16 protein-coding genes and 1 tRNA gene are annotated in these 18,802 nt (G+C 65.0%); 3 read left to right on the top strand and 14 right to left on the bottom strand.

What is annotated here, in order from left to right; genetic code table 11:
* The first annotated feature begins 424 nt into the window (after positions 1-424).
* Positions 425-511 (top strand) — tRNA-Leu (locus ACFDR9_RS08290).
* A 165-nt stretch (positions 512-676) separates the two neighbouring features.
* Positions 677-1,660: a tyrosine-type recombinase/integrase gene (locus ACFDR9_RS08285; protein ID WP_409030706.1), complete on the top strand. Its 984-nt coding sequence runs from the start codon at positions 677-679 to the stop codon at positions 1,658-1,660.
* 57 nt (positions 1,661-1,717) lie between these two features.
* Here the strand turns inward: ACFDR9_RS08285 and ACFDR9_RS08280 are convergent, their stop codons facing one another.
* The 7 genes from ACFDR9_RS08280 to ACFDR9_RS08250 form a co-directional block, all read right to left on the bottom strand.
* On the bottom strand, positions 1,718-2,242 hold the full coding sequence (locus ACFDR9_RS08280) for a hypothetical protein (protein WP_409030705.1): 525 nt from the start codon (positions 2,240-2,242) through the stop codon (positions 1,718-1,720).
* Positions 2,242-2,721 carry a glycoside hydrolase family 108 protein gene (locus ACFDR9_RS08275; RefSeq protein ID WP_409030704.1) on the bottom strand — a complete coding sequence of 160 codons (480 nt, stop codon included), beginning with the start codon at positions 2,719-2,721 and terminating at the stop codon, positions 2,242-2,244. Before ACFDR9_RS08275 ends, ACFDR9_RS08280 begins: the two co-directional genes overlap by 1 nt.
* On the bottom strand, positions 2,718-3,017 hold the full coding sequence (locus ACFDR9_RS08270; protein WP_409030703.1) for a hypothetical protein: 300 nt from the start codon (positions 3,015-3,017) through the stop codon (positions 2,718-2,720). Before ACFDR9_RS08270 ends, ACFDR9_RS08275 begins: the two co-directional genes overlap by 4 nt.
* A 128-nt stretch (positions 3,018-3,145) precedes the next feature.
* Complete coding sequence (locus ACFDR9_RS08265; RefSeq protein ID WP_409030702.1) at positions 3,146-5,392, bottom strand: C1q-like domain-containing protein; 2,247 nt, start codon at positions 5,390-5,392, stop codon at positions 3,146-3,148.
* Positions 5,393-5,429: 37 nt separating this feature from the next.
* Positions 5,430-7,070, bottom strand: a complete 1,641-nt coding sequence (terL, locus tag ACFDR9_RS08260) for a phage terminase large subunit (protein WP_409030701.1) — start codon at positions 7,068-7,070, stop codon at positions 5,430-5,432.
* On the bottom strand, positions 7,060-7,431 hold the full coding sequence (locus tag ACFDR9_RS08255) for a hypothetical protein (protein ID WP_409030700.1): 372 nt from the start codon (positions 7,429-7,431) through the stop codon (positions 7,060-7,062). Before ACFDR9_RS08255 ends, terL begins: the two co-directional genes overlap by 11 nt.
* Positions 7,431-9,968 (bottom strand): hypothetical protein, encoded by a 2,538-nt coding sequence (locus ACFDR9_RS08250; protein ID WP_409030699.1) that lies wholly within the window; start codon positions 9,966-9,968, stop codon positions 7,431-7,433. The genes ACFDR9_RS08255 and ACFDR9_RS08250 overlap by 1 nt, the downstream gene beginning before the upstream one ends.
* Positions 9,969-9,973: 5 nt before the next feature.
* Here ACFDR9_RS08250 and ACFDR9_RS08245 point away from each other — a divergent pair, with 5 nt between their 5' ends.
* Positions 9,974-10,162 (top strand): hypothetical protein, encoded by a 189-nt coding sequence (locus tag ACFDR9_RS08245; protein ID WP_327076188.1) that lies wholly within the window; start codon positions 9,974-9,976, stop codon positions 10,160-10,162.
* Here the strand turns inward: ACFDR9_RS08245 and ACFDR9_RS08240 are convergent.
* From ACFDR9_RS08240 to ACFDR9_RS08210, 7 genes are all read right to left on the bottom strand, one after another.
* Entirely contained in the window at positions 10,159-12,420 is a 2,262-nt protein-coding gene (locus ACFDR9_RS08240; RefSeq protein ID WP_409030698.1) for a lytic transglycosylase domain-containing protein, read from the bottom strand. The genes ACFDR9_RS08245 and ACFDR9_RS08240 overlap by 4 nt on opposite strands.
* Positions 12,420-14,447: a hypothetical protein gene (locus tag ACFDR9_RS08235; RefSeq protein WP_409030697.1), complete on the bottom strand. Its 2,028-nt coding sequence runs from the start codon at positions 14,445-14,447 to the stop codon at positions 12,420-12,422. The genes ACFDR9_RS08240 and ACFDR9_RS08235 overlap by 1 nt, the downstream gene beginning before the upstream one ends.
* Complete coding sequence (locus ACFDR9_RS08230; protein ID WP_409030696.1) at positions 14,444-14,917, bottom strand: hypothetical protein; 474 nt, start codon at positions 14,915-14,917, stop codon at positions 14,444-14,446. The genes ACFDR9_RS08235 and ACFDR9_RS08230 overlap by 4 nt, the downstream gene beginning before the upstream one ends.
* A complete protein-coding gene (locus ACFDR9_RS08225; protein ID WP_409030695.1) occupies positions 14,907-15,365 on the bottom strand; it encodes a GNAT family N-acetyltransferase in 459 nt (152 codons plus the stop codon). Before ACFDR9_RS08225 ends, ACFDR9_RS08230 begins: the two co-directional genes overlap by 11 nt.
* Before the next feature lie 7 nt (positions 15,366-15,372).
* A complete protein-coding gene (locus ACFDR9_RS08220; protein WP_409030694.1) occupies positions 15,373-17,547 on the bottom strand; it encodes a hypothetical protein in 2,175 nt (724 codons plus the stop codon).
* Positions 17,548-17,556: 9 nt separating this feature from the next.
* Positions 17,557-18,123 carry a hypothetical protein gene (locus tag ACFDR9_RS08215; protein WP_409030693.1) on the bottom strand — a complete coding sequence of 189 codons (567 nt, stop codon included), beginning with the start codon at positions 18,121-18,123 and terminating at the stop codon, positions 17,557-17,559.
* Positions 18,124-18,201: 78 nt separating this feature from the next.
* Positions 18,202-18,660 carry a hypothetical protein gene (locus ACFDR9_RS08210; RefSeq protein WP_409030692.1) on the bottom strand — a complete coding sequence of 153 codons (459 nt, stop codon included), beginning with the start codon at positions 18,658-18,660 and terminating at the stop codon, positions 18,202-18,204.
* Positions 18,661-18,802 lie beyond the last annotated feature (142 nt).

Genomic DNA, 18,802 nt, shown 5'->3' with positions numbered 1-18,802 from the left:
GGCGACGCGGTCCGACCCTTCCATTTCACCGACGGAGAGGTGAAACTGGGCGAGGCGCTGGCGGGGCTGGCGACGATCGTCTCCACCTGCGTTAAAAGGCACCCCGTAGCCCTCGCTTACGTTCCATTTGGTCCAGACCCGTATTGACGGACCTGATCAGACACGACATCGTCCGACGTCGGATATACGTTAATTTCCAGCTCAGCGCCCAACTGCAGGATCAATGGAAGAGATTCGTCGTCAGCGGCGACGGTCCGGCCCCATGCAGGTCGCTCCTCGCGCCCCCGTGGGCTGACCTCTGCTCATCGTCCCAAGTTTGCTGTAAGGGTTCGAGTCGCAGCTTCTATCCGGGTCTCGCGCACCAATGCGCAGGGCGATTGCTATGGTAGCGTTCCCGCAACCTGTGCTAGAATCTTGCCTCGTTGCCCGGGTGGTGAAACTGGTAGACACCCGAGACTTAAAATCTCGTGTCCGTAAGGGCGTACCGGTTCGATTCCGGTCCCGGGCACCAACGAACACAATCGATAAGTACCGAAAAGTCCATTAAATCCAATAAAATCAAGGGTTTAATGGATTTTTTTTCGCCTGCACATTCCGACAACCACCGATTAAAACCGATAAAACCGCTGGTAACTACGCCGGATTTACGCCATGATTACGCCAAAAGGGAGAGCCTATGGCATCGCTAAGAAAGCGGGCAGGCGGGTGGCGAGCGGAAATCGCCATCCTCGGCACGCGGGAATCAAAGACGTTCAGCACGAAGGCCGAGGCAAGCGCCTGGGCGGCCGCGCGCGAAGTCGAGCTACGGCGCAGCGATGCTACCGGCATCGTCACGGGCAAGACCTGCCGCGCGGCCTTCGAGCGTTACGCCGAAGAGGTCTCGGTGCACAAGCCCGGGCGCCGCTGGGAGGAAATCCGCATGCTCGCGATCGCCAGGCACGAAGTTGCCGGCAAAGCATTCGGCGACCTGCTGCTGGCGGAAGTCACGCCCGACTTGCTCGGGAAATGGCGCGACATGCGCCTCAAGACGGTATCGGGATCGACCGTCAACCGGGACATGAACCTCATATCTCACGTATTCACGATCGCGCGCCGGGAATGGAAATGGGTGGCTGACAGCCCGACGACGGACGTCCGGCGCCCGAAAGACGCGGCGCCGAGGGACCGGCTCGTCAGCCAAGACGAGATCGACCGGCTTTGCCTTGCCCTCGGCTACGACGGCGAGGTCACCAACAAATCAAGCGCGGTGGCCGCCGCTTTCTTGTTCGCAATCGAGACGGCCATGCGCGCCGGCGAGATCTGCGGCCTCACGCCCGCCAATGTCAGCGGCAACGTGGCTCACTTGCCCCGTACAAAGAACGGCACCAGCCGCGACGTGCCGCTGTCGAAGCGTGCGATCGAACTCATCAAGGAACTGCCCACCGACGGCGCGACATGCTTCGGCATCACGTCGGCAAGCCTCGACGCCTTGTTTCGCAAAGCTCGTGTGCGTGCGGACATCCACGATCTGACCTTTCACGATACGCGGCATGAGGCTATCACCAGGCTGGCCAAAAAGCTAAATGTGCTTGAGCTGGCGCGCATGGTGGGGCACAAGGATTTGAGAATGTTGCAGGTTTACTACAACGAAACAGCAGCTCAGCTGGCGAAAAAACTTTAACCGATGCATTTAGCTCGGCGGCCGCCGGCGGCGCGCCGGCTCGAGGTCCGCTTCACATCACTTCGACAGGTTGGAAATTGTCGCGTCCTTGGTCTGCGAGCTTCGGGACGATCCGAACTCGAACTGATGTGCATCGCGCAGGCATAGCCCGAACGTGGCCGCGATGGTGGAGATCAACCCGATGGCTTCGCCGGGGATCGAGTCGTGGAAGAAGCACAGCACCAGCAGGCAGGCGATCAGGCCGACAACGTCCAGCAGCACCATTACGTCGGCGCGGACGTTGCGCTTGCCTGCCTGAATATACGCCACGTCGCGCGCCCGGGCGTCCTTCCTGTCGGCGAAATGGAGCTTCTCCAGCTCGGTTTCGTTCGCCATCAACGCCGTCTTGAACTGAAACGCCAATGCCGGGTCTTCGCGCAGCGCGGCGGCCGCCTCTTCCGGCTCGCCCTTGCCCGTGACGGTCTTGGCGATGTCGATCACCTGGCCGGCGACGGCGACGGCGGTGTCGCTGTTGGTGAAGTACTTGATGATGCTGGGCGCGAACTGGCTGGCCAGCGCGAGCGCGATGGTAACCGGATCCATTACGCGGCCCCCAGCAACAAATTTTCGGCGATGCGGCGCGCCCAGCCCTTGCCGAACGAGGGCCAGACGGCCAACCCGGCCAGGTACTGCTGGCGGTACGCGTTGAAGCGCGCCATGACTTTGATCGGGTCGGCCCCCCGCAGCGCCCCGATGGTCTTCGCGCCGATCACGCCATCTTCGGTGGCGCCGACCGCGCGCTGTAGCCACTTCGCCGCCGGCCCGCCGTTATACGCCGCGTCGAACACCTGGAACCCGAGCACCGGGCCGAGCTGGTCGCATTGAAATTTGTCCCAGTAGTCGGCGCGGGCGACGGTTTTGGCGAACGCCAGCGGCAGCGCACGCATATCCCCGGCGTATCCGCGCGCGCGCGCCACGCGCTCGGTGACGCCGTACATCGTGGCGCCGCCGGTGTCGTCGGGGTGGTCGCTGTAGCCGCCCTCGCTAATTTGCAGCTCGTCGAACGCTTCGTCAAAATTCATTTCATGTGCTCCCTGACCCAGTTGAAGCCCTGGTACGCAGCGGTGCCGAGGCCCGATAGCGCGCTGATAATCATCCACCCGCCGACACTTGCCTTGATCTTCTCGGCCGTCTCGCGCTTGCGCCGTTTCTCGTCGATCACCTCAACCAGATACGCGTGATGCTCGCGGTGCATGTCGTCGGGGATGCTTTGAGCGGCAACTTCCTCGCGCACAGCAACCACGACAGCTCGCACAAGGTCGTGCTGGCGATCTGGACGGCGGCGGCCCTCTTTCTGTAATTCTTGATTTGACATCATGATCCTTTATTCCATTGACGTGACAACTGCATTAATCGTATTGCTGCCTGCGCCGCCCACTCAGGAAAAAATCAGGGCAGATTGTGAATTTGTTTCTAGATTCCTGACTAACTGGTCTTGCACAATACTCACACGGGCCACGGAGACAACTTAATAAAAAATTGCGAATAACTTCCAGTGATGGCCTTCCCGCTTACCCCGGAAGAAAAAATATCAATCGCATCTCCCGCGTTACAGTGCAGTCGATGACTTCCGGCCATAAGAGTTCGGTAAAGCGAGTTGCCCGAAAAATTGAATTCGGTCACAAGTACGGCGTTTTTTCTCAATTGGAATTGATAATACTCGGCGGTCGTGGCGCTAACCACGACGATAGAGAATGCAACGTCGTAGTACCCTGTTACTGGACAGGTAAATACGCCGGTCGCTGTGTTGTACAAGGTGGCCGCAAAAATCTGTAGGTTAAGCGCTTCTTGCGTGCCGAATATTACGACGGCCGACGCCGGAACGGTGGGCGAGGTAGCCTGTCCGATGTATTCCGGCAACGGTCGGCCCGGTATGCAATCTGACGACAGCCCGCCGTCTATCGCGCAATAATCGTAGCGGACATTGAAATTAGACGATGTGAATCCAACGTATTTATTCAGCGTAGCCCTGGAGTTATTTGAGTACGTCGTATCAACCACTCGGATATTTATCGTGTTTGACGAATTAGCGATTACGAATGCGTTACAAGTCCCCGCCGTGTCGATTCGCACGTTGCAATGATCAATATGAACGCCAACGACATTTGATCCCGCGCCATCCGGCGCGATGACCACGCCGCCTACGCTTGGAGTGAGCGTTCCCGTCGCGTTCCGGTCGTTGAAAATGAAACGGCATTGCGAGATCGTGACGGTGGAACAATAGTCAAGTTTCACGTGAGCCAGGCGTGCGAAATCAAACTCACAGCCGCGCATGGTGATACGATTCGTGCCGCCTGCAATTGATCCAATCTGAAGGTGGGAGCCGCCCGAACGTGCCACGCCCGCAGGCGAGTAGCCACTTCCTACAAATGAGCAATCGAAGAACGCGTTGCCGGCGCTGGTGATCGTCGCGCCCATGCCGCAGTACCCGAACAGTGATTTTTCGAACTTCCACGACCATGCCCCTATTGCCCCGGTCTGGTTGACGCCCTGGCCCGTGCAATCCCACAGCCATGTGTCGATGATGTTGATGCTCGACGATGAATAGTCTGCGTTGGGGAACCCGGTATCGACCCATTGGCGCACGCCGTCGCGCGGAAACGTGGTGATATAGCACCCTACAATCTCGGCGTACTGCCAGCCCTGAACGCTGATACCGTCCGATGTACCGGTCGCGCTCTGCCCGTCCAGCCGCATTGCGTAGATGCCGCCGCCGTTGAAAAACCTCGAGCCTGTGCCGCCTGACGCGAAACTCTTGGTGCCACGGATATCGAAAACAGGACCATTGGCGATGAATGACCGCAGGATAGTGGCATCGCGCCCGTCCCCTACAAATGCAATCCCCGGCTGGTCCATACTGGTTGCGTTATGCCAAGTAATCGGCGAGGAGATTTTGAATGTTCCGGCCCCGAACAGCACCCCTTTTCGCTTTTTCGTCACTGCGGCATTGATGGCTGATTGAACTGCCGCCGTATGGTCCATCGCCATAGCCCCGGACTCAACGTCTGCAATCATAGCGCTCGACATAAATTCAAACACGTGAATATCTTGCCGCTGAAACCAATTATCTGCGGTTGCAGCAACCGCGCCAGTTGCAGCGCGAATTATCCCGATGAGGGATACGCCATTCGAAGCTGCCAGAACCCGCGCATCCGCCGCATTGCCGACTTGAAGAACGCCATTCGGTCCGGCCAGCGCCAGCGCCAGCGCCGAAGCACTTTGATCCGCCGGTGCCACGGAGACGACATCGCCGGCAGAATCGAAGCCGAGCAAGGTATTGGCGCGCAAGGCGATGACCGGCAGCACCTGCGCGTCGATAGCCTCCGATGGTGGAAATCTGATAGTCCTGCCGAGTGCCGCCAGCATTTGCTGTAACGCCATCCACAACCGATCGAAGTCGGGGTTCACGACGCGCGCGAGGAAGTCGCCGTTTTGCTGATAGTCGGTGATGCGTGTCAACTCTACGACGCGCTCCAACCGCACGCTGGCGCCACTGGCCGGCGCGGCGGCGAACGTAACACTACCGCCAGTTGGCGCGCCAATACCGTTGATGGTGATGCCGCTGGTAATGAGCGTGTTGTTGAGGTAGACGTCGAGATCGGCGGCGAGCTGGACTTGGCAGGCGTAGGGGAATGTGACGGTGACCCCGTTGCCCACGTAATGAAAAACTGTTTCTTGATTGGATACGGACACGGCGGCCTCTCTGTGAGAGCGCCACCGCCGGCGACGCTCAGGTTTCCAGCGTCACCTCGAAGACGCCAGTTGATTGGCGCCAATCTTTGCGCATGTTGTCGGTCGGAATCCCGACTAAATGGTTAATGCGCACTGGCGCTTGCTCGATGGCGCCGGCGCCGCTGTCCAGGTAATCGTCCGGCTGCGACTTCACTGCCGGGTTCCAGTCCTTCATCTGGTCCCATAGCGGGCCGTCCAGCACGTCGACGTGCGCCCACAGCACGCCCGACTTCATCGGGGCTTCCAGCGCGCCGAGGATGCGCTCGTTCTTGTTCGCGTTGGTGGTGATCTCGGTGACGCCACAGTGCAGGCCGCGCTGCTTGATGGCGCGCATCAGCAGCTTGCCGACGAAGCTGCCGATGCTGTTGGTCTCGACGTAGACGTGCAGGACATTCGCTTTCTGGATCAGGTCGCAGGCTTGCAGCACCTGGCCGGCGATGATCTGCGTGTTGCGGGTGTCGCTGAATTCGGCGAACTCGCCCACCAGCCCCTCGCAAACGTGCCAGTAGTGGTTACCCAGGTTGTCGTCGTAGATCACCGATAGCGCGCTGGCGTCGCCGCCGGCCTTGCCGAGCGAGGGATCCCAGTAGCCGCGGCCGCTAACGATCTGCACCTTGCCCAGCATCATGCGCACCTGGCGGTTGGCGCTCTCGATGACCGGTTGCAGGTCGTACGCCTTGAGCTTGGCCGGGTCGAGGCGGCACTCGTTGATCGGCTTGGCTTCGAGCATATATTGGCTGTCCCAGTAGTTGAGCGTGCGGGTCTTCTTGCGGCGCCGGGTTATGTCGTCGCGCGTAAAGCGCTCGGGCCAGGCGCAGTGGGCGTATATGTCCATCACCACGCCAGGCGGCCGGTCGAACACTATTTCTTGGCCTTCGACGCGGTAGTCGGCGCCCTCGACCAGCATCCGGGAAAAGCGGTGGATGCCCAGCACCACATACAGGCCGTCGGCGCCGGGCGTGAAGTCGAAACGGTAGCGGGTGTCCTTGCTGGTCTCCTCGTAGCGCACGCTCGATTCGAACAGCGGGATTTTCAGCAGCGCGGCGCCGGCGGCCACCTGCTCGGGATAGATCGAGTTGTGCGTGTGCGGCGTGCCGATGTAGGTCTCGCGCCCGCCCGGGACGAGAATAAAAGTCGATTCCTGAATCTTGTTGCGCAGGTTCTCGCGCGCGTCTGGCGTCTTGATGTTCTTCGGGACTTCCACGTCATCGTAGTCGATGTCGCGCGCGCGGGCGCTGGTGACGTTCTGGTTGACGCCCGTGGCGGTCATGCTGGCGTTGCGCGCGTCGACGGCGCCAGCCACCCAGAACATCTGGGCGCCGGGCTTTGTCGGCAGCATGCCCACGCACAGCGGGTGCCGGCGCAGCACGTTGATGGTGTCGCGGGTCAGCTTGGTGGCCAGCGGGCCGTCGGCGGCCCAGATCAGCGACACCCAGGTCGGATCGCGGTAGAGTTGCCACGCCTTGTAGACCGCATAGATGGTCGACTTGGCGGCGCCGCGGAACACCATCAGCACCCGCACCGGGTCGTCGCACTCGTCCAGCCACTGGCAGATGCGGACGTGGAGTAGCGGAACCGTCCAGCCCTGCACCTTCGCCCACATCACGAAGAAGGCGAGGAAGCGGATCTTATTTTCCATGAACCTTCTTCATGCTGGCTTGCATTTTGGCGAGTAGCTTGGCCGCTTCCTTCTCGGCCGCCTTGACCTCGGCGTCGAGGCCGGTTTCCTCGTCGTCCTGCGGCTGCTGCTGGACGCCGTCCGGCGCGCCGGCGGCGCTGCGCTGCTGGATGATGCCGATCAGGCTGGTGGTGCGCACGATCACCGACAGCGTCGCCGCAGCGTTTTTCTTGCACCAGTATCTGTCGCCCCGGGTCTGCTGGTCCATCGCCGCCGGGCCGAGGCCGGCGCCGGGCCAGCTGTCCGGGTCGGCCTCGGCGATAAACGCGTCCGTCAACTTCTCGGCCAGTGCCTGCAGCTTTTCATATTGGTCTTGACGCATCACTTGCCTCCTACGGCTGTTAAATCCGGCGCCCGATCCGGGCCGCCATTACCAGGCTCCCACCAGTACTGCTGATCCCAGTCCCTGCGCGCGCGCTGCTGCATGCGGCCCAGGTAGCCGGGGCTTAAGTTCTCTTGTAGCGCATGCAGCCCGGCATGGTCAAGCGCCGCCTTGGCGTACCAGAGATTGACGTAGGGCAAATGGCTGCGCCCGACGCGGATGCTCTCGGCCGCCAGGTGCGTGTCCTTGCCCTTGGCCGCCTCGTAGATATTTTCGACGCCCAATTTGTAGCCGATATCGAAGGCGCTGCCGACGGTCGGCCCGGCCACGTTCTTGATCGCGTTCGCGGTGGCGTCGCCCGGGTTCTCGGTCGGGTCGGTGAAAATGAAGTCGCCGACGATGCCCATGCCGCCGCCCTGCGCCAGCGCGCGGGTCCAGAATTTCGGCGTGGTCATGTCGACCGGGTCCTTGCCCTGGACGATCTGCTTGGTCTGGAACGCCACCGCGCCCAGCGCCGTCAGCGACGTCATCATGGCCGCGCCGTACATCAGGCGGTTGACAGTAACCGGGCCGACACCCATTGCCCCGTATCGGCCGCCAACAATTCCCGGCGCGCCGTCCAGTCCCTGCGGCGCCTCCATCATCCGGCGCCAGTGCCGCGAGATCATGGCGATCGGGAAGGATTTGAACTGCATCACCGAGCGCGCCAGCTCGCCGCGCACCGTGCCGCGCGACAGGCCGCCGCCGCTGGCCATCGCCCGCGTGGCCAGGTCCGGATTGATGACCGCATATTCCGACTCGTCGGTGATCAGGCCCAGCACCTTGGCCACCACCTCGCCCGCCCGCGGGTCGGCGCTGGCGCGGATCGCCTCGGGCGTCAGGAAGTCGGCGCCGTTGAACTGCGTGAGCTGGCCGGCGCGGATCACGTCCCAGTCGTCGGCCGTGATGCCCTTGCGGCCCAGGTGCGAGCGGTCCCATTCCGTCAGCGCGGCCCATTCCGTTTTCGACATTTTGGCCAGGCCGCCCATCATTGTCATGGCGAACGAGCGGCGCAGCGTGTCGGTCCACGCGTTCATCAGCGACAGCTTCATGGTGCTGTTGGCCAGCCGTCCGGACCAGGTGTTTTTGATGTTGTCGCCGCTCCAGCGGTTCAGGTTCGACACCATCGTTTCGGCGATGACGCCGTGCATGGTCAGGAAGTCGCGCGTGTCGCCGTCGAGCTGCTTGCCGATGTTTTTCAGGGCTTCCCAGTACGGCAGCTTGTTGAAGCCGGTGGTCACGAAGTAGCTGCCGACGTCGGTGACGCTGGAGATGACGGCGCCGGCCAGCTTGCCGAACACCTGAATGTTGCGCAGGTCCTGCGCCACCTGGGCGATGTTGCCGTTTTCGGCCATGCCGGTCTTGCCGTTCAGCAGGTCCCAGTAGCTCTCGGGGCGCAGGCCGAAGGCGCGCTTGACGCCGGTGTCGGCCTTCTCGGCCAGGTCCATCTGCAGGCGCATCTGCTGGGCCGGGTTCGGACCGTAGCGCTCGACCAGGCCGATATCACGCGACAGGCCGCCGATATGGCCGAGCATGGCGTCGTACATGCTGCCGCCGCCGTACTTGCCCATGTACTGCAGGTAGGCGCCGGCGTCCTTGAAATGGATCTGCCGGGTCTCGCTGCCGGCGTTCGCGCGCGCGCCGCTGCCACTGAACTTGCCCGGTTCCATCTTGTTCAGGCCGCCGGTGGCGATAGTTTCCCATGCGCGCTCGAGCACGCCCGCCAACTGCTGGTCGGTCAGCCGCGCGCCGTCCTCCTGAAGGTATCGCCCGCGGTCGAGCTGCGGCATGATCGATTGCACCCACTTGTCGCGCGCCGCCGGGCTGGCGTCGCCGCGCACGCGCCCCTGGTCGTGCGGCTGCGGAAGGTAGCCGTAGTCGAGCCGGCCGACGTCGCCGCCGCCGGCGTTGAAGCGCTGGCGCATGCCCTCGATGGATTCCAGCCACGCCTTGGCGCCGGCTTTGGCCAGCGCGTTGCCGGTGCTGCCGGCGGCATTCTCGAAAATCTCGGTGGCCAGGTCACGGCTCATCTGCGGATTCTCGGCGTCGAACAGCACCATCATCGTTTTGCGGCCGGCGCTGGCGCCCTGCTTGCTGTTCACGGCGTCAAGCAGGTCCATCAGATTGCCCATCGTCTCGCGCTTGACGCCCTCGATGTAGCTGTGCGTGTTGTCCATTTCGTGCACCAGCGCCTTGTTGCGCCCTTCGGCATAGCTGGCCATCAGGTCGACCACGCGGCTTTCCATCGCGGCGGTCTTGATAATCTGCATTCCGGCGCGCGTCACCTTGAGCGCGGCCTCGGCCTGAATGTCGGCCATGGCCTGGGTGGCGGCGTCCAGCACGCGCTGGTCGGCGCCCTTGGCGCGCCAGCCGGCGGGGTCGGTGCGGGCGAGGTTACGCATCGTGCCGCTGATGCGGTCTTCGATCTTCTTGATTTCGGCTTGCGTCAATGTTCGGCCGGCGGCGCGCTCGACAGCTTGGCGGCATTGTGGTTTCATGGCGTATGTACACTTTCTTCAAATTGATGTTGGCGCTGGCGGTGATGGTTTCCATCATCCCGCTGGCGGTATGGGGCGGCTCTGGCAGCAAGAAGGTCGCCTGGGAAGCCCTGAAGGCCTATCTCAAAATCATGGGCGGGCTGACCTTGGCCGGCGCCTTCATCGCCGGCGCCATCCTGCTGGGCGGCATCTAAGCACTCCGCAAGAAACACTCGGCCGCCACCTGGAGCAGCGGCGCGTCGGCGGCATCGCGCGCCGCCTCGGCTTTCACGGCCTCCAGCGCATCGGCCAGCCGCATCGGCGCATCCATCCCCTCGAGCTGCACCATCATGTCGGGCGACAGCGCCGCGATCTCGGCCGCCTGGGCGTCGATGTGCGCGGCGACTGGGTTCGCATCGGCCTTGCCGGCTGCGACGCCTGGGGCTTGATCTGCGACGGCTGGCGCGGCCTTTGGCGCGGGTGCCGGCGCCGCCGTTTCGCTTTTCACCGGTTTCGCTGCGGGCAGCTCGGCCACGGCCTGGCGGACGGCCAGCGCGGACGGCTTCGGCGTTGGCGCGTCGACGGCGGCGCGGTCGGCCTTCACCTGCGCGATCTGGTCGTCCAGGTGCTTGACGGTCTTTTGCGCTTCCGCAGCGCCGCGGTGGGCGTCGACCTGGCGTTGCAGGCGCTCGACCTGGCCAGCGATGTCGGCAAGCTGGGCGCCGGTCTGCTTCTTCGCCGCCGACAGCGCGCTCTTGTAGCTGACGCCCTCGGCCGCCTGAATCTCTTTGGCGGTGGCGCGCAGCGTCGCGTCGTCGGTGCCGGGCCGGCTTTGCTCGAGCCGGGTGATCTGCTGGCGCAGCGCGCCAACGTCGCCGGCAGGGGCCAGGCCCGCAGCTTCCGGCAGCAGCTCGGCCCGGGTCTGCTCGAGGCGCGCGGTAAAGTCGTCCAGCAGCCGGGCGCGGCCAAGGAGATCGATCGGCACGGCGTCGCCGATATCGACGCGCGCGCCGGCGCCGATCTGGTCTTGCGCGCGCAGCACGGCGGTTAGGTGCTCCTGGGCGCCCACCATGTCGGCCGGGTCGCGCAGGTTCCACGATTCGACCGTCTCGCGCACCAGCGCCACGCGGGCTGCGGCCACCGCTTCGGGATCGGCTGCAGCGGCGCGCCCGGCCTCGGCGCCGCCGCGCTCGGCGATATAGGCGTCCGTGCGTTGCAGGTAGGCGCGCGTCTCCTGCGCCGGGGCATAGCGGCCAGCACGCACCGCCGCGCCCGCCTTGCCGCCGCCGTTGTAGTGGGCGATCGCGGCGCGCACGTCGCCGTCGTACTGCTTGAGTAGATCCTTCATGTAGCGGGCGCCGGCGTCGATCGATGCCACCGGGTCGCGCGGATCTCCCTTGCCGTAGGCGGCCCAGGTGGCGTCCATGAACTGCATCACGCCCTTGGCGCCGGCCGGGGATACCTGCGTCGGGTTGGAGCGCTCGCCGGCATTCTTGATCGCCAACAGCGCCTCGGGCGGAATGCCCTCGCGCTGCGCCGCCGTGACGGCGTAGGCGTCCAGGCGGGTGTCGTTGTGTTTCAGCGCCAGGCGCTCGTTGCCGCCCATGCTGGCCAGCTCGCGCGGCGCCGGCCCGGCCGGGGGAATCGGCCGCGCCTTGATGCCGCGCATCGCGTAGGCGCCGAAGCCGGCCGGGACCAGGGTGGCCACGGCCAGTCCCACCGGGTCGAACGGGTCGTACTGGTCGGCGATCTGGTCGTATCCGGCGTGCTGCAAGATGGCCTTGCTGGCGGCCTGCTGCGCGATGAAGCCGCCCGGGCCGCCGGCGGCGTAAAGCCCGGCGGTCTGCAACCATGTGCGCCCGGCCAACGGCAGCGCCACGGCCGCCGCTGTCGCCACGCCCATGGCGGCGCCGGCGGTGGTGCGCGTCTCGAAGTCGACGCCCTGCGCCTTGAGGCGGCCGGCCTCGGTCATGCCCTCGTCGGCGCCGGCCATCACGGCGCCCGGTGCCCCGCCGGCCGCCAGCGAGTAGCCGACCGCTTTGGTGGCGAAGCGGGTCAGCCCGAACAGGATCTGATCGGCCTTGCTCGCCGTTTGCGGGTCCGGGGCGAAGCTGTTCGCCCGGGCGCGGAACTCGGTGCCGGTCTCAGTGCTGAACGCCTCGCCGCTCTGGACCCTGGCCCGCGCCGGCGCGCCCTCGACCCTGCGCTTGTCGGCGGCGGCGGAATCAAACAACAGGCTCGGGTCGGTCTGCGCGCCATAGCCCGCCTGCATCGTGCCGAACGCACCCAGCATGTCGGACGCGAAGCCGGCCACCTCGTTGGCGCCGGCCCCGACGCCGGCGAACGGCGCCTTGAAGGTTCCCCAGGCGCTGGCGCCGAACGACGGCCGCGCCGGCGGGGCTTGCAGTGGCCGCGTTACTTGGTAATCCAGCACCTTGTCGGTACCTTCTTGGAACATATCATCGATGGCCATCAGCGCACCTCCACGGTAATGCGCTTGCCCTGCGCGTTGGTCACCAGGCCCATGCCGGCCCGGACGTTGTAGCGGCCGGCTCCGGCGTGCACCAGCACGGCGTCGGGCAGCGACTTCACGAATTGCTCCAGCGGCACGGCGCTCTTGCCGACGAAGACTTGGCCACCGGGCGCCTGCGCGGCCAGGCTGGCCGGCTGCACGGCCCTGAGCCGCTTGTTGAAATCGCCTTCCTCCATGCCGCGCGGCAGCGGGATCTTGCTGCCGTTGTGCTCCACGATGGGGCCGACCACCAGGCGGATTGCTCGACTGATGTCGGTGCCGCCGCCCTCGGCCGCGAAGCCGGCCTGCACGTAATAGGCGGCGTCGATCAACTTGTCTCGCAGTTCCTGATTCGGGAAGGCGTCACCGATCTGGATGGATATGGCGCCGCGCCAGCCGGTTTCCTTGCGCTCGTCCATCATGATCGACTTGTCCTTGATCGCCCGCGCGCCCTTGATGACCAGCTCGCTGACGTACCGGCCATGAGAGGTTTGCAGGTCGCCCACCATCATGGCCGTGCCGAGTATCTTGTCCTTGGCGTCGATCTGCCGCGCCAGCGCCGCCACGCGGTCGCCGTCGCCGACCACCTTGCTGATACCGGCAAGCGCGTCGGATTGCTTGTCCGGCGGCAGCGCCTGCACCAGCCGGCCGATCTGCTCGGCTTCCTGCGGCTGCAGGGGCGACACCTTGCGCTCGGCGGCGGCTTCCACCGTGCCGATCTGCTTCATGCGCTCGCCCAGCACTACCATGGCGCCGGCAACGTCCCCGAGCTGCGCCTCTGGCGCGCGCGGGATTACGCCGCGCTCTTGCGCCGCCGTCCACGGGTTCTCGGCGTAGGCCTTCTGGCCGCCGCTGCGGATCTGCTCCATGCGGTTGGTCAGCGCCTCCTGGTCCGGCGAGGCGCCGATGCCGGGTGTCGAGCCGGCGGCGCGGCGCTGCTCGATGGCGGCGGTCTGCTGCGACAGCGGCAGCGAGGCGAAGCCGGCCACCAGCGCCTGGGACTTCACCAGCGCTTGCACGGCCGGCGCGGCGCTGGTGCCGGCGGTGGCGTTGGCCAGCTCGGCGATGTAGTCGGTCGACAGGTAGCGCCCGTTGAGCATCATGGTCTGTGCGTCCTTGAATGCGTCGCGGCCCTTGTTCTCCTTGGCTTCCTGCTCGCGCTTGAGCTTTTCGGCATCGCGCACGCCAGATGCGACGATGCCGTTTTCGTAGCCGTAGGCCTTGGTGATCAGCGCGGTGCGGCGCGCCGGGTCGAGCACTTCGCCGTCAGGACCCTCCAGCCGCGCGCGTGCAGCCACCACCAAATCCAACTTGCCGGTTTCTGCGGCAGCCACCAGGGAGCGGTCCTCAAAGTTGTAGGTCGCGCCTTCCTTGAACGACTGCTTCGCCGCGGCGATCTTCCCGGCGTCCCAACCGGCGGCCGGCCCCATCGCGTCGACGGAGGAATCCCACTGACTGATGGCGCCGGGCAGGTCGCGCATCGCCGCGCGCTGGAACTGCTCGCCCATCGCGGCCAGGTTGGCGCCGGTGTCGGCGCGCGTGCGCTCGATGGCGATGCCGTTGAGGTTGCGCTCGAGCGTGCCGCCGGCCTTGATAACGTGGTCGTTGATAAGCTGCTGCTGCTCGACCGTCAAGCCCTTGGTGCGTGCGCCGACCGCCTCGCCCATGCGTTTCTTGAATTCGGGGATGGCTTGGGCGGCCGGCATCTTGCCGTCGGTGACGCTGCGCCCGATCTCGTCGTGCACGTCGTGCAGGTCGTTTTGCAGCGTGGCCAGCGTGGCGCCCGCCTGCGCGCGCTGCTGTTGCAGCTCGGCCTGCTTCAATTTCTCCGCGCTCTCGGCGATCTCGCTGGCGGCCTGGCTGGCGACCTGCCCGATAGCCTGCCCGAGATTGCCGACGGCTTGGCCGATTCCGTTGCCGCCCGGGACTTGGGCCTGTGCCTGCGGCTGGGCGGTGACGTTGCCGAAATTGCCGGTGGGGATTCTCATGTTTTCGTACCCTTCCATTTCGTGTAGTTCGCGCCGGCGCTAAGCAAGCTGGCGCCGGCGTTGATCACACCGGACGTCATCGCGGCGTTGCCCTGGTTGGTCAATATGCCCGCCTGGTCGTTGTTGGTCCGCTGGCGGCGGGATCCGGTCAGCAGCGTGCTGTAGGCGTCGCTCTCGGAATCGCGGTATATCTCTTCGTTGATGCGAACCGGCGTTCCCTCGCCGATGGATACGCCGGACGCGGCCAGGGCGGCATTGGCGGCGCCGGCCTGCGCGCGCGCGGCCTTCCTGATTTTCTCGGCCTGCGCGACGGCGGCGTCCTTCTCCTGAACGCCCTGGCGCCGGGCCAGCTCCGCGTTGTCGTCGGCGGCTTGTCGCTGCTGGACCCCGCTATAGATCGCGGCGCCGGCGCCTACCGTTGCCGATGCCACCGCCGCGTAGGCGAGTAGCGCTGCTGTTTCAATTCCCATATTCAACCTTCAATCCAATTGCGCACCTGGTGAAGCCCAGCCGCTCGTAAAGCCCCGCCGTGCGTTCCGGGTCCAGCCCGGTGGACGTGCCGGCGTGCAGCCATTTCGCCCCGCGTATCTCGCCCCACGCGCGAAGGGCGCAAATCAACCGGGTCGGCGCCATGCTGCCGCGCGCCCCCGGGTCCATGAAAAAACTGACTTCGTTCGCCAGCACGTCATCGCTCGCCCAGTGCGCCTCTGCGTAGCCGGCGATGCCGCCGACGACCACGCCGTCGCGCTCGGCCACGAAGACGACCCCGCTTTCGCTGGTCAGCAGCATGCGCATGAACGCCGCGGCCTTGTCCCTGTTGAACGTCAGCCGCGACCAGCGCGGGCTTTCTTTGTGCAGCAGCTCGCCCAAATCCAGAATGCGCGGCAGGTCGTCCAGCGTCGCTACTCGAATGCTCATGGTGTCCTCAGCTATTGATGGTGATCTTGCGCACGACGGCAAGCAGGTGGAACGGATACGGCTCGTCCTGAGTGATCGTGATTGCGGCGTCGCCGTTTGACCACTCGGTCAACCCGAGATTTTTGAAGCCCGAGAATTCCTCGGGCGGGACGTCGAGCAGGTCCGGGCCGAACGAGCGGAATGCGATCTCGTCACCGTTGATCCTGGCGCCGATGGTGTCGGACAGCAGCATAGATACCTCGTGCACGCGTTGCTTGTTACCCTGCGCGGTGCCGTCACCGGCCTGAACTTCGGGGCGCAGCAGCGTGACGCTATTGGTGAACGGGAGGCCGATCTCGACCGCGAAGGCGTTGCGCGGCAGCGTGATGGCGCCGGCCGCCACGGTGAAGGTGCCCATGTAGGTGTCGTCGGCGCGCACGGCCACCGTCGCCCCTTCCAAGTGGCCAAGGCCGACCCATACCGCCTTGCCGGCAGCGTCGGCGCCGAGGATTGCGCAGTCGGTGTACAGACTGGCGTCGAAGCGCTCCACGTAGCGCCTGGCCACGCCGTTGACGGTGCGCCTCACGACCACCCAAACCTCGTCGCCGTCGACGCTCGGGATCGACGCCACCGATTCGTAGAAGCCGGTGGTGCTCTGCGGCGCCCAAGCGGTAACTCCCTCGTCGCGGTCCAGCGTCAGCACGGCCATCTTGCCGTCGGCGCGCACGCACCACAGCGTCGAACGCGGCTCCTGCTGATAGGCCATTTCGGTGATGCCGGACACGGTGATATGCTCGGCCAGCACCGTCAGGTCGGGCGCCTTGTAGGTGTCGGACTCGATCCGGTAGGCCATCGAACGAACCTTGCGGCCGGCGCGCTGCACGAACAGCACCTCGTCACCAATGCGGATCGGCTTGACCGAGTTGCAGCCGTAGACGGACGGCGCACGGGCCTTGACGTTGGTCGGCGACAGCGGGCTGTCGTTACCCCCTTTCATCGTGTATTCGCCGCCGTAGGTCATCGGCATCAGCGCGTCGGCGGACGCCATGCGGCGGATCGGGTTGATCTGGCCGGTGGACGGCAATGCGAAGCTGAAGGCGTCGTCGTCGTTGATGCCGATTGTGAAATCGAAGAACAGTCCGGACCGGCTCCCCCACACGGTCTGCGGGAATTTGATCGAGCCGGCCACGGCCAGGCGCTGCTCGTACAGGGCGCCGGTGGCGGGATAGCCGTTGATCGCGTTCCAGACGGATGCCTCAAGTGTCCAGGCGCTGGCCGGCGAGGCCACGACCGCGCTTAGCGCTTCCTTGATGGTCGCGTTGACAATCAGGGCGCTGGTGAATGCGGTGACCAGGCACAGGCCGGCGTTGATGCGGACGTACTTGCCGACGTCGCCGGCGCGCCAGCCGCTGGCCGCCAGCGTCAGCGTGATGGTCGCGCCCACCGGGTCTTTCGCCGACGGCGTGCAATCGGTCTGCGGCGAGTCCTCCAGCACCCACAGGCTGGCGGGGATGGCCGTCGTCGTGAAGCTGGCCAGGATCTCCACCGTCACCACCGTCGGGCTGGTATAGCCGGTGATCTTGGCGATGCCCGACAGGTAGGTGATGCGGCGGCCGACGTCGGCGGCCAGAAATACGGCGCTCGCCGCGGTGGCGGTGCGGCCGACGCCGACGGTGGCCAGCGACAGCGTAAGCGCGACGGCGAAGGTGTGGCCGATCTCGTCGAACGGCTGGACGGCAATCGGGGCGGCCTGCAACGCCCACAGATCGACCGCCAGGCGCTTGAGCGTGCTGATCGGCACGCCCTGGTGGAACAGGAACATCGTGTCGGCGCCCTGCGTGAAGTCCATGTCGGTCAACATCGCCTCGGTGTAGGGCGTGGCGATCTCGTACGGCACGCCCGCCACCAGCACCTGGCCGCCGCCCTGCACGTAGACGCGCATGTAGAGGTCGCCGAACTCCAGCATGTAGGCCTGGGTGATACTGAAAATGAACGGGACCAGGCGGGATCGTTTCGCGGCCGTCTTGGTGGGCGCGACGAACAGCCCGCCAGGCCGGCGCTCGGCGCCGCCGTGGATATTGACGATGCAGTTCGGCATGGCGGCGGCGCCGTTTGCATAGCGAGTAACGTCGACGCGGCCGTAGCACTTCGGCGACACCTCGCCGGCGGTGAAGTTCGTTTGGTCGATTGTGACGCGTGGCATGGGCTGCTCCTACGAAAAGCGGGATTCAACGAACGTGCCGGACATGAACTCTTCCGGGGGATCGTCCTGGCCGTCGATCGCCTTCGCCACCTTCAGCTCGCGCGCGTACTCGTCACGCAGGCTGTCGCGCAGGCTCGCCGACGCGGTGACCGAATAGGCCATCTTGGCGGCCATGGCCAGCTCGACAACGTGGATCAGGTTCGCCGACCAGGTCGCCTCGATGTCGTTGCGGTAGACGTAGACCAGCGGCAGCACGGTGACGCTGGCCAGGATGCGCTGCCCTTCGCTGCGGTACGGGATGGGGTCGCCTTCGTAGCCGACCTGTAGTGTGCGTATCCAGTCGCCGGGCAGGGAAAATTGCTGCGTGAAGTCGAACGCGGGAGGCGTCACCAGCGGCGCCAGCAGCTCGCGCTTGGTCGCGCAGTTCCACGAATGCAGGCGCAGCACGTCGTCGCGCACGCTCGCGTAAAGCACGGCGGCGGTGCGCACGTTGTCCTTCGGCTCATCGAACGACGAGAACGGCTTGCCGCCGACCATGACCAGTGCGTTGGAACAAATTGAAACGGAAGTAGCCATTGTCGGGCCTCATGAAAAAACCGGGGCACATGGCCCCGGCGAAATACCCACACAGGGTAGGAGGAGAAACGCTGCTGCTTAGTCGGTGGTGACCACGCACACCTCGATGCGGATCTGCTTGTCATCGGTCGGGTTGGCGCCGCCCAGCGTGGCGTAGATCTCGCTAACGACGGTGGTGACGTACTCGACGCCGGCCGCGACGAAGGCGCCGTTGTTCAGGCTGGTGCGGCCGGCGGCGGCCACGTCCACAGCTGCGGCGATGCCGTCGGCGTCGATAGCCACTTTGGTGGTCCAGTCGCGCAGACCGACGTCGAGCGTGACGCCGGCGCCCATCGCCTCGTTGCTGACGTAGGAATTGCACAGGATGCGGCTACCGATCGGCAGGCGCACGCCCGACGCGAAGATGTCGTTCTGCGCCCAAGCGGCGGCGGCCGGCGAGGTGATGACGTAGACGCGCTTCTTGCCTGCGGCTTCGTGCGGGGAAAGCTTGGTGCCGGCAACAATCTTTGCTGCTTGGCGGGATACGATTTCGGCCATGATGGCTCCTAAAAATGGTGGTGGTGGGGGGGGGGGGGGGGGGGGCCGGGGGGGGGGGGGGGGGGGGGGGGGTGTCGAGCACCACCCTCCCCCCCCCAACAAACTCCACAAAAAAAAAACAAAAACACCCCCACTGGTTTCT

Source organism: Janthinobacterium sp. CG_23.3, from assembly GCF_046115965.1.
GTDB lineage: Bacteria > Pseudomonadota > Gammaproteobacteria > Burkholderiales > Burkholderiaceae_D > Janthinobacterium.
The sequence above is the reverse complement of the archived record's forward strand: the minus strand, read 5'-3'. Positions and strand labels throughout refer to the sequence as shown.

What these genes read in the sequence shown, in the direction of transcription:
- ACFDR9_RS08215 (WP_409030693.1), bottom strand. Translation starts at nt 18,123, where the DNA reads ATGGCTACTTCCGTTTCAATTTGTTCCAACGCACTGGTCATGGTCGGC.
- ACFDR9_RS08230 (WP_409030696.1), bottom strand. Translation starts at nt 14,917, where the DNA reads ATGGGAATTGAAACAGCAGCGCTACTCGCCTACGCGGCGGTGGCATCG.
- ACFDR9_RS08240 (WP_409030698.1), bottom strand. Translation starts at nt 12,420, where the DNA reads ATGGCCATCGATGATATGTTCCAAGAAGGTACCGACAAGGTGCTGGAT.
- ACFDR9_RS08250 (WP_409030699.1), bottom strand. Translation starts at nt 9,968, where the DNA reads ATGAAACCACAATGCCGCCAAGCTGTCGAGCGCGCCGCCGGCCGAACA.
- ACFDR9_RS08285 (WP_409030706.1), top strand. Translation starts at nt 677, where the DNA reads ATGGCATCGCTAAGAAAGCGGGCAGGCGGGTGGCGAGCGGAAATCGCC.
- terL (WP_409030701.1), bottom strand. Translation starts at nt 7,070, where the DNA reads ATGGAAAATAAGATCCGCTTCCTCGCCTTCTTCGTGATGTGGGCGAAG.
- ACFDR9_RS08225 (WP_409030695.1), bottom strand. Translation starts at nt 15,365, where the DNA reads ATGAGCATTCGAGTAGCGACGCTGGACGACCTGCCGCGCATTCTGGAT.
- ACFDR9_RS08270 (WP_409030703.1), bottom strand. Translation starts at nt 3,017, where the DNA reads ATGATGTCAAATCAAGAATTACAGAAAGAGGGCCGCCGCCGTCCAGAT.
- ACFDR9_RS08235 (WP_409030697.1), bottom strand. Translation starts at nt 14,447, where the DNA reads ATGAGAATCCCCACCGGCAATTTCGGCAACGTCACCGCCCAGCCGCAG.
- ACFDR9_RS08275 (WP_409030704.1), bottom strand. Translation starts at nt 2,721, where the DNA reads ATGAATTTTGACGAAGCGTTCGACGAGCTGCAAATTAGCGAGGGCGGC.
- ACFDR9_RS08280 (WP_409030705.1), bottom strand. Translation starts at nt 2,242, where the DNA reads ATGGATCCGGTTACCATCGCGCTCGCGCTGGCCAGCCAGTTCGCGCCC.
- ACFDR9_RS08220 (WP_409030694.1), bottom strand. Translation starts at nt 17,547, where the DNA reads ATGCCACGCGTCACAATCGACCAAACGAACTTCACCGCCGGCGAGGTG.
- ACFDR9_RS08255 (WP_409030700.1), bottom strand. Translation starts at nt 7,431, where the DNA reads ATGCGTCAAGACCAATATGAAAAGCTGCAGGCACTGGCCGAGAAGTTG.
- ACFDR9_RS08210 (WP_409030692.1), bottom strand. Translation starts at nt 18,660, where the DNA reads ATGGCCGAAATCGTATCCCGCCAAGCAGCAAAGATTGTTGCCGGCACC.
- ACFDR9_RS08245 (WP_327076188.1), top strand. Translation starts at nt 9,974, where the DNA reads ATGTACACTTTCTTCAAATTGATGTTGGCGCTGGCGGTGATGGTTTCC.